The sequence below is a fragment of the Pseudomonas sp. E141 genome, assembly GCF_052659885.1.
This window is the reverse complement of sequence record NZ_CP084024.1, coordinates 4,916,781-4,929,674: the sequence shown is the minus strand read 5'-3', so window position 1 is coordinate 4,929,674 and position 12,894 is coordinate 4,916,781. Positions and strand designations below refer to the sequence as shown.

Genomic DNA, 12,894 nt, shown 5'->3' with positions numbered 1-12,894 from the left:
GCCTTCGCTGCGGCAGGCGGATGACCGTGGGTTGGAAGTCGTACGCCATCAGGGCGAGTACGGTGCTCGTATCGCATCAAAGCTGCACGGCTAGTCGAGCAGCGTCAGGGTGACGACTAGTACGCCGTCGGAGGAGATGGTACGGCCGTCACGGCCGCCGGTGGCTTCTGCATAGGCACGCTAAGCAATGGTTTGAATCGACATACACCGGCTTTCAAAAAAGCTGAAAAGACACCACGAAAAAGATCACCAGCACCACAAATGGAATACGCCTAGGAATACATTTCAAAATGGATCTGCCTGAAGCGCTGTGGAGCTCAATGGCCCTAAAGCCCCCGTATTTACTGGATTTAAGGCACAAAAAAAGACGTCCGTGGACGTCTTTAGATGATGAAATGGTGGAGCCGGGGGGATTTGAACCCCCGTCCGCCAGTACTCCGCTGTCGGTACTACATGCTTAGCCGTGTCTATTAAGTTAACCCTCAGCGACCCGACGGGCAGGGTGCTTTGGGCGAGTTGTGTAAGTTTTAGCCGATTCGTCCACAACGTACTGCACGGCGATTCCGTTCTATATGACAATCACTTTGGGTTTACGGACATCCCCTGGTGATTGCTGGACCCGAAGGTACCAGAAGGGAAGGGCTAAGGCTGCTTACGCAGCGAGAGCGTATTCCCCGTAGGTTTCGTCATTGGCAACTATAGGAAGTTGCAACAGTGGATTTACGAGTTCTGTTACCAACTCGGCATGCACCTAAAGTTTCGCAACCGGCGTCGAATCCTAAACGGCCCCGAGCCTGTAGCTCCGTGAATCAGCTGGAGCGACAAGCCTGCGCAGTGTACGCTAATACGCGGCTGAGGCCAACCCGCAGGTTGGCCTGACGCGAGCTTACTGCTGATCGCCTTTGGTGTTGTTCTCCAGTTTTTGCAGAACCTGGGTGGTCAGCGAGATGCAGTTTTCGACGCCTTCCTTGGTGCCTTTGGCCTGTTCGGCCTTGGCTTGGCTCACTGTGCCAGTGACGTCAGTCTTCAAGTTATCGCTCATTTGTTGAGCGGTGGTCATATTGTTTTCAATTTTTTGCAGATTGGTATCGCAAAGGGTTGTGTCCGCTGCAAACACCGGAGAGGCCAACAGTGCCGCGGAAATGAACAAGCCAGCAAATGCGGTGTGCTTCATGTGGATCTCCTTGAACGTTTGGTCTCGGTGCTGGCGGATGGACGTGGCCAGGCCCGAGTCAATAAAGGGCCCGACGGCGTCGGGCCTATTCAAGTGACTACAGCGAAACGCAGGAATTCGATTTTTCTTCGGGTGCGATGGGGAGCCCCTCAGCGTCGGCGGATTTGGGCCGGGTGACGCGATCCACCAGATACACCAGGCCGTGGTAGTCGATTTCGCCATGGCGCGTCAGACCGATCTCGCAGGTGCGGCTGGTGGAGACGCCTTCGCTGCAATACTGCACCGCGTCCTTGAGGGTTCGTAGTGAGTGGGCGTTGAGCTCCGGTGTGGTGAAGCCTTTGTCTCCGGCAAAACCACAGCAGTGGATGCCTTCGGGGATCACGACTTGCTTGCTGCATTTGCGCGCCAGGTCGATCAGTGCTTGGCTCTCGCCCAAGTGTTGCGTACTGCACGTGACGTGTACAGCAATCGGTGCATCCTGCGGGGTGAATTCGAGACGGTCCATTAAGTGCGTACGAATGAAACGCACCGGGTCGTACAGGTCCAGTCGAACATTTCCCAGGTCCTGGACCAGGCGCAGCGTGCAAGGGCTGGTGTCGCAGTAGATCGGGTCGATCCCGCCGCGGCTGGCGTGGAGCAGGGCGCCGATCAACTCCTGGCGCTTGTGCTCGGCCTGTTCCGCGTAGCCTTTGGATGCGAAAGGCTGGCCGCAGCACAGGCTGTCCACGTTGTCTGGAAAGACCACCTGATAACCGGCTTTTTCCAGCAGTCGTTGGGTTTTTTCGTACAGCGACATCTGTTCTTTGTCACCCGCCGCCGGCGCCATGGCGCGCGACACACACGCGGCCAAATAGACCACGCGCGGGCGTTCGTCGCAGACGGCCGGGCTGAAGCGGATGGCTTTTTCCGGCTGCGGCATGGCGTTGTCCCACTGGGGAACCTGACCCTTCGACAGCCGGGTCAGGCCGGCTGACAGGCGGGCCAGTCGCGGCGCGCCCAGCAGCATTCGGGCACCGTTGGCGACGTGCAGGGTAAAGCGTGCGCCTTGCAGGGCGATGGCGAAATTGCTTGCCAGCCAATCGGCGGTTTTCGTACGTGTTGCGCTGCGGCTACGGAGTTTTTTCACCAGCTCGCCGGTGTTGATGCCGACCGGGCAACGTTGTGCGCATAAGCCGGTGGCGGCGCAGGTGTCGATGCCGTGGTATTGGTAGGCCGTTTCCAGCGCTGAAGTGTCGATGCCTGCGCGCTTTTTCGCCTGGATGTCCCGCCAGATCACGATGCGCTGGCGCGGGCTCAGGGTCAGGTCTTTGGACGGGCAGACCGGCTCGCAGAAGCCGCACTCGATGCACTTGTCCACTATCTCATCGGCCGCCGGCAGCGGCTTGAGGTGCTTGAGGTGAATTTGTGGATCTTCGCTGAGCACCACGTCCGGGTTGAGGATGCCGTTAGGGTCGAGCAGGCGTTTGAGTTGCCACATCAACTGGTAGGCGTCGCTGCCCCACTCCAGTTCGACGAATGGCGCCATGTTGCGGCCGGTGCCGTGTTCGGCCTTCAACGAACCGCCGAACTCCACCGCCACCAACTGCGCCACGTCATCCATGAATGCTTGATAGCGCGCAACTTCTTCGGCGTTGTTGAAGCCTTGGGTGAAGACGAAATGCAGATTGCCTTCCAGGGCGTGTCCGAAAAGAATCGCCTCGTCGTAGTGATGTTTGTCGAACAGCTCGATCAGGCGGTTCACGCCAAGGGCCAGTTGCTCGACCGGGAAGGTCACGTCTTCGATGATCACCGTGGTCCCGGTTTTGCGTACCGCGCCCACCGCAGGGAAAGTGTCTTTGCGGATGGCCCAGAGTCGCGCGTTTTCTCGCGGGTCTTCGGTGAAGTCGACCTGTTTTTCCACAGGGAAACCGGCCAGCGATGCCATGATCCGGGCCAGTTGCTCTTGCAGCAAAGATGACGAAGCCGCGCGGGATTCAATCAGCAGGGCGCAGGCATTTGTCGACAGATGCTGTACGAAATCCGGCATGCCCGGTTTGTCCTGCACCGAACGCAAGCTGCGCCGGTCCAGCAACTCCACCGCCGATACCGGCTGGCTTTTCAACACCGTGACCGCGTTGCAGCAGGTTTCCACGTCCGGGAAGACGATCAGCGCCGAGGCTTTGTTCGGGTGATCGATGACGGTGTTGTAGGTCACCGCGCTGATGAAGCCGAGCGTACCTTCGGAACCCACCAACAGGTGGCTCAAGATATCCACAGGCTCGTCGTAATCCACCAAGGCATTGAGAGACAGGCCGGTGGTATTTTTCAGACGGTATTTGTGGCGAACTCGAGCCGCCAGTTCGGTGTTGGCGCGGGTCTCGCGGCCAAGGGTTGCCAGACGTTCCAGCAGTTCGCCATGGCTTGTACGAAAAGCCGCCACGCTGGTTTCATCTTCAGTGTCCAGACGGGTGCCATCGGCCAGTACCAGGCGGATGCCAGCGAGGGTGTGATAGGTGTTTTGCGCGGTGCCACAGCACATGCCGCTGGCATTGTTGGCGACGATGCCGCCGATCTTGCAGGCGTTGATCGATGCCGGATCGGGGCCGATCTTGCGGCCGAACGGTGCCAGCCAGGCATTGGCCTGGGCGCCGATCACGCCGGGCTGCAAGCGGATCTGCATGCCTTCTTGGCGAATCTCGCGAGCGTTCCAGTTATCCCCCAGCACGATCAGTACCGAGTCGCTGATGGCTTGCCCGGACAGGCTGGTGCCGGCGGCGCGGAAGGTGACCGGCACCTGGTCGCGTTGGGCCAGTTGCAGCAGTGCTACCACTTCATCTTCGGATTCGACGCGTACCACCAGTTTCGGAATCAGCCGATAGAAACTGGCGTCGGTGCCGAAGGTCAAGGTCGACAGCGGGTCGTCGAAACGGCGCTTTTGCGGGATCAGCTGCTGTACGTCGCGCAGGAAAGGGGCCGGAAGCGTCATTGGTCCTCCAGAATCAGAACCACCAGATCCTTCGGACCATGGGCGCCATAGGCCAGCACCTGTTCGATGTCGGCCGTCTTGGAGGGGCCCGAGACCAGCAGGGCGTTGGTGGGCATGCCTTGGGCCCAGGCGAACTCCTGTTGCACTTCATAGAAGTTGTCGCGGATTTCGCTGGCCTTGAGCAAAGCAAAATGCACCGGCGGAACCAGGCTCATCAGCCGCGGTTCTTCCCGCGTCGGCCAGAGAATCAGGCTGCCGGTTGCCGCGATGGCACCCAGGGTCCCGGTCAGGCTGGCGGGGGTGTCGTTGAACAGTTCGGCTTTCCATTGCTCGACAGGCCGGTCGTAGGCCTTGAGCGTTGGCAGCTCGGGATTGTTCGCCCAGAACTGTGTGATTTTTTGCCCGTGAGGTGTCGTCGGGGCGATGAGCAGGCTGGGCAATTGACGGTCGCGCAGCAACTGCGCCAGCAGCGCCGGCCAACCTTCGCCAGACGTCAGATGGATCTCGGTGTGCACCGCTTCCATCAGTTTGCGCAGTTGAGCGATGCGCTCCTCAGGGGCGTAGCGATAGGTTTTCGTCACCAGGTCGACATCGAAGTTGTCGGCCACTGGTGTGGTGCCGGTCAGACTTTTACGCAGCTTGGCGAGGATATTGTCCTTGGCGCTCATCGACGGTCTCCCTGCTGGTTCAGGTGTTCGCGGGCCAGGTCATGCAATGAGCGGGCGGCGGGTTTGGGGGCGCTGTGGTTCTGCGTCCATGGGCCGACGTTGTCGGGCGTCAGGGCGCGCAGGCGCGTGGCGAGGAAAGCGAACAGCCGATACAGGCGCGGCGAACTGTTGAGTCGGGCCCAGGCGTTCCAGATGAAGCGCTCCTTGGGCGAATACTTGCTGCCCTGGCCACGCATCACCGGGTTCGGACTGTCCGGTGCCTTGACGTTTTCTTCGCGCAGGCGCCGCAACAGCGCCGGAATTGGAATCTTCACCGGGCACACTTCGCCGCAGGCACCGCACAGTGAAGAGGCGCTTGGGTGGTCCGGCACTTTGGCCAGGCCCACCATGTGCGGCGTGATGATTTTTCCGATAGGCCCCGGGTAAACCTCGCCGTAGGCATGACCACCGATTCGGGTGTAGACCGGGCAATGATTCATGCAGGCGCCGCACCGAATGCAGTTCAGGGTCTGGCGCAGTTCGCTGTCGGCAAATGCCTGGCTGCGTCCGTTGTCCAGCAGGACCAGGTGCACTTGCTGCGGGCCGTCCAGTTCGTCGGCTTTGCGTGGGCCGGAGATCATGTTGACGTAGGTGGTGATCGGCTGGCCGAGGGCCGAGCGGGTCAGCAGCGAGAGCAGCGGCACCACGTCCCGCAGGTTCTCCACGACTTTTTCGATGCCGGTCACGGCAATGTGAACCGGTGGCACGGTGGTGGACATCCGCCCGTTGCCTTCGTTTTCCACCAGCAGCAACGTGCCGGTTTCGGCCACGGCGAAGTTGACGCCGGATACGCCGATGTCAGCCTCGAAGAATTTCTGCCGCAAGACCTTGCGACCGATCTGAATGAGTTGGTCAACGTCCTTGGTGTACTCCACGCCAAGTTTGTCGTGGAACAAGGACGCGACCTGACCGGCGTTCTTGTGGATCGCCGGCATAATGATGTGTGAAGGCTTCTCGTGGTCGAGCTGGACGATGTATTCCCCCATGTCGGACTCGAGACATTCAATGTCCCGACCCTCGAGGAAATGGTTCATCTCCATCTCTTCGCTGACCATCGATTTGCCCTTGATCACTTGCCGCGCCTCGTGAGCGCGGATGATCGAGAGGACGATGCCATTGGCTTCGTCCACCGTTTCCGCCCAGTGTACTTTCACACCGTTGCGGGTCAGGTTGGTTTCAAGCTGCTCGAGCAGGTCGGGCAACTTCGATAACGCACGAGCGCGGACGGCATTGCCCAGCACTCGCAGATGTTCTCTTTCGTGGGCATCGCTGAAGGACGCTGCCCGCTTGGTCATCAGTGAATCCATCGCTGTGCGAAAGTTGTTTCGCAGTTGCGTGTCGTCCAGCGCCTTGTGGGCCCGGGCGCGAAAATCTTCCTGCACCTCAACGGTTGGAATCAGCGTCGGTGTGCTCATACGACACCCCCGGTGCGCTGCCAGAGGAAGCTCGCCAGGTGCTGTCCGCGTAACGCTTGCTGCTGTTTCTCCAGGGCGCCATTGATATTCATCAGGCAACCGCAGTCGGCACTGACGACCTGGTGCGCGCCGGACTCCTTCAGCGCGCGGGTCTTGTCGGCCACCATCGCGCCGGAAATATCCGGCATGCGAACGCTGAACGTCCCACCAAACCCACAGCATTCACTTTCATGGCTGTGTTCGACTCGCTCCACGTTGTCCAGCTGCGCCAGCAAGGCGCGGCCATGCAGGTGGGTGTTCATTTCCCGTCGTGCCGAGCAGGAGGTGTGCAGCGCGACCTTCACCGGTTCGCCCCTGTCGTTCAACTGCACTTTGCAGACAAACAGCAGGAACTCGGCCAATTCATAGGTCCTGGCCGCCAGGGCCTGGACCTGTTTGAGCGTATCGGGCTCGTCCTTGAACAGGTCGGCATAATGCTCGCGCAGCATGCCGGCACAGGAGCCCGACGGCACCACCACCGGATAATCTCCGGCAAACAACGCCAATTGCGCCCGCGCTACCGTCCGGGCCTGCTCGGTGTAACCGGAGGTGTACGCCGGTTGCCCGCAACAGGTCTGCCCTTGCGGGTAGTCCACCCGTATCCCTTCGCGCTCCAGAAGATGAATCGCATCCATCCCGGCTTCGGGATAGAACAGGTCCACCACGCAGGTTCCGAACAGGTAAACCCGTTCGGGCTTGTTGCTGGGGTACTGCCGAGGCTCGGGCAATGGCGGGGCGACACGGGTCGCATTCGGCACGGCGTTGTAAAAAAGCTCGCTCATCAGGCGTGTCTCCGGGTGGTCCCGGTTATCCGTCCGCTGAGGCTGCTGAATATAGATAAGGAATCTTTCAACAGCCTTGCAGACCCGGTTATCAATAGCAGACGCCGAATCGTGGTTCGGCGTCGTTCTTTTTCGGTGTTAGCTGTCGTACTTAGTGCACCAGCATGCCGGTGAACCAGTAGGCCTGGGCCAAGGTGATCAAGCCTACGATCGTTGCAAAGAATAGGCTGTGTTTCAGGGTGAAACGGAACAGATCCGATTCCTTGCCCACCAGGCCGGTCGCGGCGCAGGCCACGGCAATGGACTGTGGCGAAATCATCTTGCCGGTCACGCCGCCACTGGTATTGGCTGCAACCAGTAATGTGTCGTTGACGCCGATCTGGTGCGCGGTGGTGGCTTGCAGTGAGCCGAACAGCGCGTTGGACGAGGTGTCGGAACCGGTCAGGAATACTCCCAGCCACCCCAGGAAGGGCGAGAAGAACGGAAACGCCGCGCCCGTGCCGGCCAATACCAGGGCCATGGTGGACGACATGCCCGAGAAGTTGGTGACGAAGGCGAACGCCAACACCATGCCAATGGACAGGATAGGCCAACGCAGCTCGTAGAAGGTTTCTTTTAAAGTGGTAAGACCAGTTCTGAGGTTGATCTTCAGCACCAGCATCGAGATCAATGCGGAAAAGAAAATCGCCGTGCCGGTGGCGGAAATCGGATCAAGTTTGAAGATCGCCGGGATGGCTGTTGGATTGGTCACGATCGGCGCGACCTTGATCACCATCTGATCCAGGTGCGGGATGGCGAAATTGAACACCCAGCCGTACATCGATCCGCCCGGAGCGAACATCGCCTTGAACGGTTTGAGCGTCCAGATCGTCACCAGCACGGTGAGGATCAGGAACGGTGACCAGGCCTTGAGGATTTCTCCCAGGCTGTAAGGGGAAGCCACGGTGCTGCGTGGCTGGCCGAAACCGCCGACGCTGGCGGTAATGGCTGCGCTGGAGGTGGCGCCGGCAATCTGGGCACCTGCGGTGCGTTTTGGCTGCCAGATTTTCAGAAACAGAGTCAGGGAAACCAGGCTGGCCAGGGCAGATGTGATGTCTGGCAGTTCCGGGCCGATGAAGTTGGAGGTGAAGTATTGGGTGATGGCGAAGCTCAAGCCTGCCACCAGCGCCGCCGGCCAGGTTTCCCGAACGCCGCGCAGGCCATCCATCATGAACACCAGCCAGAACGGTACAAACAGCGACAGCAATGGCAATTGACGACCCGTCATGGCGCCGATCTTGAACGCGTCGATCCCGGTGACCTGGCCGGCCACGATAATCGGAATGCCCAGGGCGCCGAAGGCCACGGGGGCGGTGTTGGCGATCAAGCACAGGCCGGCGGCGTACAGGGGATTGAAGCCCAGGCCGACCAGCAGCGCCGCGGTAATCGCTACCGGCGCGCCGAAGCCGGCGGCACCTTCCAGAAATGCCCCGAAGCAAAAGCCGATCAACAGCACCTGAAGGCGCTGGTCATCGGTGATCGACAGCACCGAGCTGCGGATCACTTCGAACTGGCCGCTCTTGACGGTCAGTTTGTACAGAAACACCGCCGCGACGATGATCCAGGCGATAGGCCACAGGCCATAGGCAAAACCATAACCGGCAGCAGCGAACGCCATGTCCGCCGGCATTTGAAACGCGAAGATTGCCACGGCAATCGCCAAGGCCAGGGTGATGCTGCCGGCCACATGCCCCTTGAGGCGAAACACCGCCAGGGCCAGGAAGAAAAATACGATGGGGATGACGGCCGCAAGTGCGGACAAGCCGAGGCTGCCGAGCGGGCTGTAGAGCTGTTGCCAGGTTTGCATAGTGGGTGGGCCCCTAATTGTTGTTGGTCAGGCACTGGTCAGCGATTTTGGATAATTGGTAAGACCAATTTACAAGCGCTGTCGGCTAGGGTAAAAGCCTTGGTTGTCGCATGTCAATTTGCCGCTCTGAAACTTTCGTCGAATGAGTGCGGCCGATGGCATCTGATCTTGTGGGTCGAAGTGGCTTGTGGAGGGTGTCGGCGGGGCGCGGATAGGCGAGAATAGAGAGCCCGGCGAGCCGTCGGGATCGTGGAGAGTCGAGTTATGGGGTTTGATCAGATTCGTCAGCGCCGTTTGTCTGACGATATTGTCGAGCGGCTTGAAGGAATGATCCTTGAAGGCACGCTGAAGTCCGGCGAACGCCTGCCCGCCGAGCGTGCCTTGGCCGAGCAGTTCGGTGTGTCACGCCCTTCGTTGCGCGAAGCGATTCAGAAACTGGCGGCCAAGGGTTTGCTGGTCAGCCGCCAGGGCGGTGGCAACTATGTGGTGGAGTCGCTGGGCTCAACCTTCAGTGATCCCCTGTTGCAGTTGTTGGAAAGCAATCCTGAGGCGCAACGTGATTTGCTGGAGTTTCGCCATACGCTGGAAGCTTCCTGCGCTTACTACGCGGCACAGCGGGCCACGGACGTGGACCGCGAGCGGCTGACGGCGGCGTTCGAGGAGCTTCAGGATTGCTATTCACGCCATGAAAATGTGAGTCGGGCTGAGGAGGGCGCGGCGGATGCGCGGTTTCACCTGGCCATCGCCGAAGCCAGTCACAATGCAGTGTTGCTGCATACGATTCGGGGTCTGTTCGATCTGCTCAGGCGCAACGTCGTCACCAACATTGGCGGCATGTACAAACAGCGCAGCGAAACCCGAGACATGCTGATCAGTCAGCATCGGGAGTTGTACCAGGCCATTATGGGTGGGCACGCCGAGCAGGCGCGGGAAGTCTCCAGCCGGCATATTCTGTATGTGCAGGAGGTGTTGGAAGAGGTGCGTCAGGAAGTGCAGCGGGTGGCGCGGGCAGAGCGGCGCAAGGGGATGTAGTCAGTGGGTTCTATAGTGATTGGACCCCTGTGGGAGCGAGCCTGCTCGCGAAAGCGGTCTGTCTGACACATCAAGGTTGCATGTGCCTCCGTCAGCGCGAGCAGGCTCGCTCCCACATTGGATCTTCAGCGAACGCATAACCCAGGCGAAAGAATCAGTCTTCCTTGCCCTTGTTACGCACCGCGCGTTGCAGCTCGCGACCGGCATCGCGTTCGCGCTCGGTATCACGCTTGTCGTATTCCTTCTTGCCTTTGCCCAGTGCAATTTCGCATTTGATCAAATGCTTGCTCCAGTACAACGACGTGCAGACGCAGGCATAGCCTTTTTGCTGCACGGACGCGAAGAGCTTTTCCAGCTCGCGCTTGTTGAGCAGCAGCTTGCGCGAGCGTGTCGGATCGGCGATCACGTGGGTGCTGGCGGTGGTCAGGGGCGTGATATGGCTGCCCAGCAGCCAGGCCTCGCCGTCCTTGAGCAGCACATAACTGTCGACCAGTTGCGCCTTGCCTGCACGTAAGCTCTTTACTTCCCAGCCGGCCAGGACCATGCCAGCCTCGAAACGTTGTTCGATGAAGTAGTCGTGTCGCGCTTTTTTATTTTGCGCGATGGTCCCTGTGGGGTGTTTCTTCTGTTTAGCCATAGGGGCGGCATTATAGGCAGTTGCGGGCGTGTCGGCTACGGTGAAGCTACGTGCTTGAGCAGGTTGAATGAATCCCGGACAATGCGGCCTCTTTTTCGAACGCTTGGGCGTGATCACGATGTCGACAGACAAGGTTTCTGTCCACGGCAGTTGGGCTAGCCGCTGGGTCTTCATATTCGCCGCAACCGGTTCGGCCGTGGGGCTGGGCAGTATCTGGAAATTTCCCTACATGGTCGGCGTCTATGGTGGCGGTGCCTTTGTATTGATGTTTCTGGCGTGCATCGCGCTCATCGGCGCGCCGGTGATGCTGGCCGAAACCCTCATCGGTCGTCGCGCCCGGCAAAGCCCGGCCAATGCCCTGAAGGTACTGGCAGTGGAGGCCGGGCACTCGGCCAAGTGGTCGTGGGGCGCGTTTGCCGGAATGATCACGGCGCTGCTGATCCTGTCTTTCTACAGTGTGGTCGGCGGCTGGTCGCTGGACTACATCATCGATATGGGGCGTGGGGACTTTCAGGGGGTGACACCCGATCAGGTCGGCGCCTACTTCGGCGATGTGATCTCCGATCCCTGGCGGCTCACACTTTGGCATACGATTTTCATGCTGCTTTCTGCGGTGGTGATTGCCCGCGGGGTGGTTGCGGGGCTTGAGCGCAGCCTGCGAATCATGATGCCGCTGCTGTTCGTGATGATCCTGGTATTGCTGGGCTACAGCATGACCACCGGGCACTTCATGGAGGGCGTTCACTTCATGTTCGATTTCCAGCCGGAGAAAGTCATGGATGGCCTGCTGCCGGCCATGGGGCATGCGTTTTTCTCCCTGAGCGTGGGGGTGGGCTCGATCATGATCTATGGCGCCTACATGCCCAAGAGCGCCTCGCTGACCAAGACCGTTGTAGGTGTCGCGCTGCTGGATACCTTTGTATCGTTGCTGGCCGGGCTGGCGTTGTTTCCGATTGTTTTCGCCGCCGGCCTGAACCCCAGCGAAGGGCCGGGGCTGATGTTCGTCAGCCTGCCATTCGCCTTCGGCAACATGGCATTTGGTCAATTCATGGGGGTGGTATTTTTTCTCCTGGTGGCCATTGCTGCCTGGAGTTCGGCCATTTCCCTGCTGGAACCCATGGTCGCTTATCTGGTGGAGCGAACCCGGCTCAGTCGCGCCTGGGTGACGTTCTGGCTGGCCTTTACCTGTTGGTTCGTTGGCCTGGGGACGGTGTTTTCCTTCAATATATGGAAGCAAGCGAAGTTTTTCGTGAACGAAGGCGGGATGTTCCATCTCTACCAGTGGGGAGCAACCGGAGGGCTGGATTTCTTCGGCGTGATTGATTTCTTCACATCACGGATCATGCTGCCGCTGGGTGGTTTGTGTTTCGTGGTGTTTGCAGGATGGGTCATGGGGCGTGAGGCGGTGCGTGACGAATTGTCGTTGCGCAGCCCTGTACTGTTTACCTTGAGCCTGTTCTTGATGCGCTATGTAGCGCCCATCGGCATTCTTGTAGTGTTTGCCGCCCAGCTGTGGAAGTGACGCTTACATGACGACACATATTCAACGCTCGGCCTTGCTGCCCTATCCGGCGCAGGCGTTGTACGACCTGGTCAACGATGTGGCAAGTTACCCGCAATTTTTGCCTTGGTGCTCGTCCGCCGAAGTGCTCGAAAGCTCTGAAGCCCATATGCGCGCCAGGCTCAATGTCGCCAAGGGCGGATTGAGCCAGCACTTTGTCACGCGCAACACCCTGGTGCCTGGACAGTCCATTGAAATGAACCTGGAAGAGGGGCCTTTCAATCAGCTCCACGGCGTCTGGGTGTTCAAGGCGCTGGGAGAGAAGGCCTGCAAGATCAGCCTGGATCTGTCGTTCGACTATGCAGGTCCGTTGGTGCGAGCCACGCTGGGGCCGTTGTTCAATCAGGCGGCCAATACCCTGGTCGACGCGTTCTGCCAGCGCGCCAAGCAAAACGCCGAGCTAGCCCGGTGATTGAGCTGGAAGTGGTGTATGCCGGCGTCGATCGTCAGGTCTTGCGCGTATTTTCCGTGCCGGAAGGCACGAGTGTTCGGGCGGCGTTAGAGGCGTCCGGCATTGCTGCTGAGTTTCCGCAACTGGATCTGGCCACTTGCCCTGTGGGGATTTTTGGCAAGGTGGTTGCCGATCCGGATCGCCAGGTGGTGCGGGCGGCTGATCGACTTGAAATTTATCGACCGTTATTGGCAGATCCAAAAGAGATTCGGCGGCTGCGTGCCGCCAAGGCCGCCCAGGCGCGACAAGCTGATCAATAGTCAGCTCTGAATTGCAGGCAATAAA

General features: G+C 59.6%; 11 protein-coding genes, 1 other RNA gene and 1 pseudogene. 4 read left to right on the top strand and 9 right to left on the bottom strand.

The window, feature by feature from the left end; translation table 11 throughout:
• Window positions 1–102 precede the first annotated feature (102 nt).
• The 8 genes and pseudogenes from GKKCFE_RS22040 to GKKCFE_RS22005 form a co-directional block, all read right to left on the bottom strand.
• Window positions 103–204 (bottom strand): annotated as a pseudogene (locus GKKCFE_RS22040) (organic hydroperoxide resistance protein); the annotation flags it as partial.
• Between the two features lie 192 nt (window positions 205–396).
• Window positions 397–790: a transfer-messenger RNA gene (ssrA, locus tag GKKCFE_RS22035) on the bottom strand.
• Between the two features lie 96 nt (window positions 791–886).
• A complete protein-coding gene (locus GKKCFE_RS22030) occupies window positions 887–1,174 on the bottom strand; it encodes a hypothetical protein (RefSeq protein ID WP_339489307.1) in 288 nt (95 codons plus the stop codon).
• A 97-nt stretch (window positions 1,175–1,271) separates the two neighbouring features.
• On the bottom strand, window positions 1,272–4,139 hold the full coding sequence (locus tag GKKCFE_RS22025; RefSeq protein WP_445577080.1) for an FAD-binding and (Fe-S)-binding domain-containing protein: 2,868 nt from the start codon (window positions 4,137–4,139) through the stop codon (window positions 1,272–1,274).
• Window positions 4,136–4,807 (bottom strand): LutC/YkgG family protein, encoded by a 672-nt coding sequence (locus GKKCFE_RS22020; protein ID WP_076383522.1) that lies wholly within the window; start codon window positions 4,805–4,807, stop codon window positions 4,136–4,138. Before GKKCFE_RS22020 ends, GKKCFE_RS22025 begins: the two co-directional genes overlap by 4 nt.
• Window positions 4,804–6,261 carry a LutB/LldF family L-lactate oxidation iron-sulfur protein gene (locus tag GKKCFE_RS22015; protein ID WP_047229077.1) on the bottom strand — a complete coding sequence of 486 codons (1,458 nt, stop codon included), beginning with the start codon at window positions 6,259–6,261 and terminating at the stop codon, window positions 4,804–4,806. The genes GKKCFE_RS22020 and GKKCFE_RS22015 overlap by 4 nt, the downstream gene beginning before the upstream one ends.
• Window positions 6,258–7,082, bottom strand: coding sequence for a (Fe-S)-binding protein (locus GKKCFE_RS22010; protein WP_188251002.1), 825 nt, complete (start codon window positions 7,080–7,082; stop codon window positions 6,258–6,260). The genes GKKCFE_RS22015 and GKKCFE_RS22010 overlap by 4 nt, the downstream gene beginning before the upstream one ends.
• A gap of 151 nt (window positions 7,083–7,233) precedes the next feature.
• A complete protein-coding gene (locus tag GKKCFE_RS22005; RefSeq protein WP_076383524.1) occupies window positions 7,234–8,928 on the bottom strand; it encodes a lactate permease LctP family transporter in 1,695 nt (564 codons plus the stop codon).
• A gap of 264 nt (window positions 8,929–9,192) precedes the next feature.
• Between GKKCFE_RS22005 and GKKCFE_RS22000 the strand changes: the two genes are divergently transcribed.
• On the top strand, window positions 9,193–9,960 hold the full coding sequence (locus tag GKKCFE_RS22000) for an FCD domain-containing protein (protein WP_047229074.1): 768 nt from the start codon (window positions 9,193–9,195) through the stop codon (window positions 9,958–9,960).
• A gap of 154 nt (window positions 9,961–10,114) precedes the next feature.
• Here the strand turns inward: GKKCFE_RS22000 and smpB are convergent, their stop codons facing one another.
• On the bottom strand, window positions 10,115–10,597 hold the full coding sequence (gene smpB / locus GKKCFE_RS21995) for an SsrA-binding protein SmpB (RefSeq protein ID WP_047229073.1): 483 nt from the start codon (window positions 10,595–10,597) through the stop codon (window positions 10,115–10,117).
• A 118-nt stretch (window positions 10,598–10,715) separates the two neighbouring features.
• Here smpB and GKKCFE_RS21990 point away from each other — a divergent pair, with 118 nt between their 5' ends.
• From GKKCFE_RS21990 to GKKCFE_RS21980, 3 genes are read left to right on the top strand one after another with little or no spacing between them, the layout of a single operon-like run.
• Entirely contained in the window at window positions 10,716–12,119 is a 1,404-nt protein-coding gene (locus GKKCFE_RS21990) for a sodium-dependent transporter (protein WP_047229088.1), read from the top strand.
• Between the two features lie 7 nt (window positions 12,120–12,126).
• On the top strand, window positions 12,127–12,570 hold the full coding sequence (locus GKKCFE_RS21985) for a type II toxin-antitoxin system RatA family toxin (protein ID WP_047229072.1): 444 nt from the start codon (window positions 12,127–12,129) through the stop codon (window positions 12,568–12,570).
• Window positions 12,567–12,869: an RnfH family protein gene (locus GKKCFE_RS21980; RefSeq protein ID WP_107321859.1), complete on the top strand. Its 303-nt coding sequence runs from the start codon at window positions 12,567–12,569 to the stop codon at window positions 12,867–12,869. Before GKKCFE_RS21985 ends, GKKCFE_RS21980 begins: the two co-directional genes overlap by 4 nt.
• The last annotated feature ends 25 nt before the right edge of the window (window positions 12,870–12,894 follow it).

What these genes read in the sequence shown, in the direction of transcription:
- GKKCFE_RS22030 (WP_339489307.1), bottom strand. Translation starts at nt 1,174, where the DNA reads ATGAAGCACACCGCATTTGCTGGCTTGTTCATTTCCGCGGCACTGTTG.
- GKKCFE_RS22025 (WP_445577080.1), bottom strand. Translation starts at nt 4,139, where the DNA reads ATGACGCTTCCGGCCCCTTTCCTGCGCGACGTACAGCAGCTGATCCCG.
- GKKCFE_RS22020 (WP_076383522.1), bottom strand. Translation starts at nt 4,807, where the DNA reads ATGAGCGCCAAGGACAATATCCTCGCCAAGCTGCGTAAAAGTCTGACC.
- GKKCFE_RS22015 (WP_047229077.1), bottom strand. Translation starts at nt 6,261, where the DNA reads ATGAGCACACCGACGCTGATTCCAACCGTTGAGGTGCAGGAAGATTTT.
- GKKCFE_RS22010 (WP_188251002.1), bottom strand. Translation starts at nt 7,082, where the DNA reads ATGAGCGAGCTTTTTTACAACGCCGTGCCGAATGCGACCCGTGTCGCC.
- GKKCFE_RS22005 (WP_076383524.1), bottom strand. Translation starts at nt 8,928, where the DNA reads ATGCAAACCTGGCAACAGCTCTACAGCCCGCTCGGCAGCCTCGGCTTG.
- GKKCFE_RS22000 (WP_047229074.1), top strand. Translation starts at nt 9,193, where the DNA reads ATGGGGTTTGATCAGATTCGTCAGCGCCGTTTGTCTGACGATATTGTC.
- smpB (WP_047229073.1), bottom strand. Translation starts at nt 10,597, where the DNA reads ATGGCTAAACAGAAGAAACACCCCACAGGGACCATCGCGCAAAATAAA.
- GKKCFE_RS21990 (WP_047229088.1), top strand. Translation starts at nt 10,716, where the DNA reads ATGTCGACAGACAAGGTTTCTGTCCACGGCAGTTGGGCTAGCCGCTGG.
- GKKCFE_RS21985 (WP_047229072.1), top strand. Translation starts at nt 12,127, where the DNA reads ATGACGACACATATTCAACGCTCGGCCTTGCTGCCCTATCCGGCGCAG.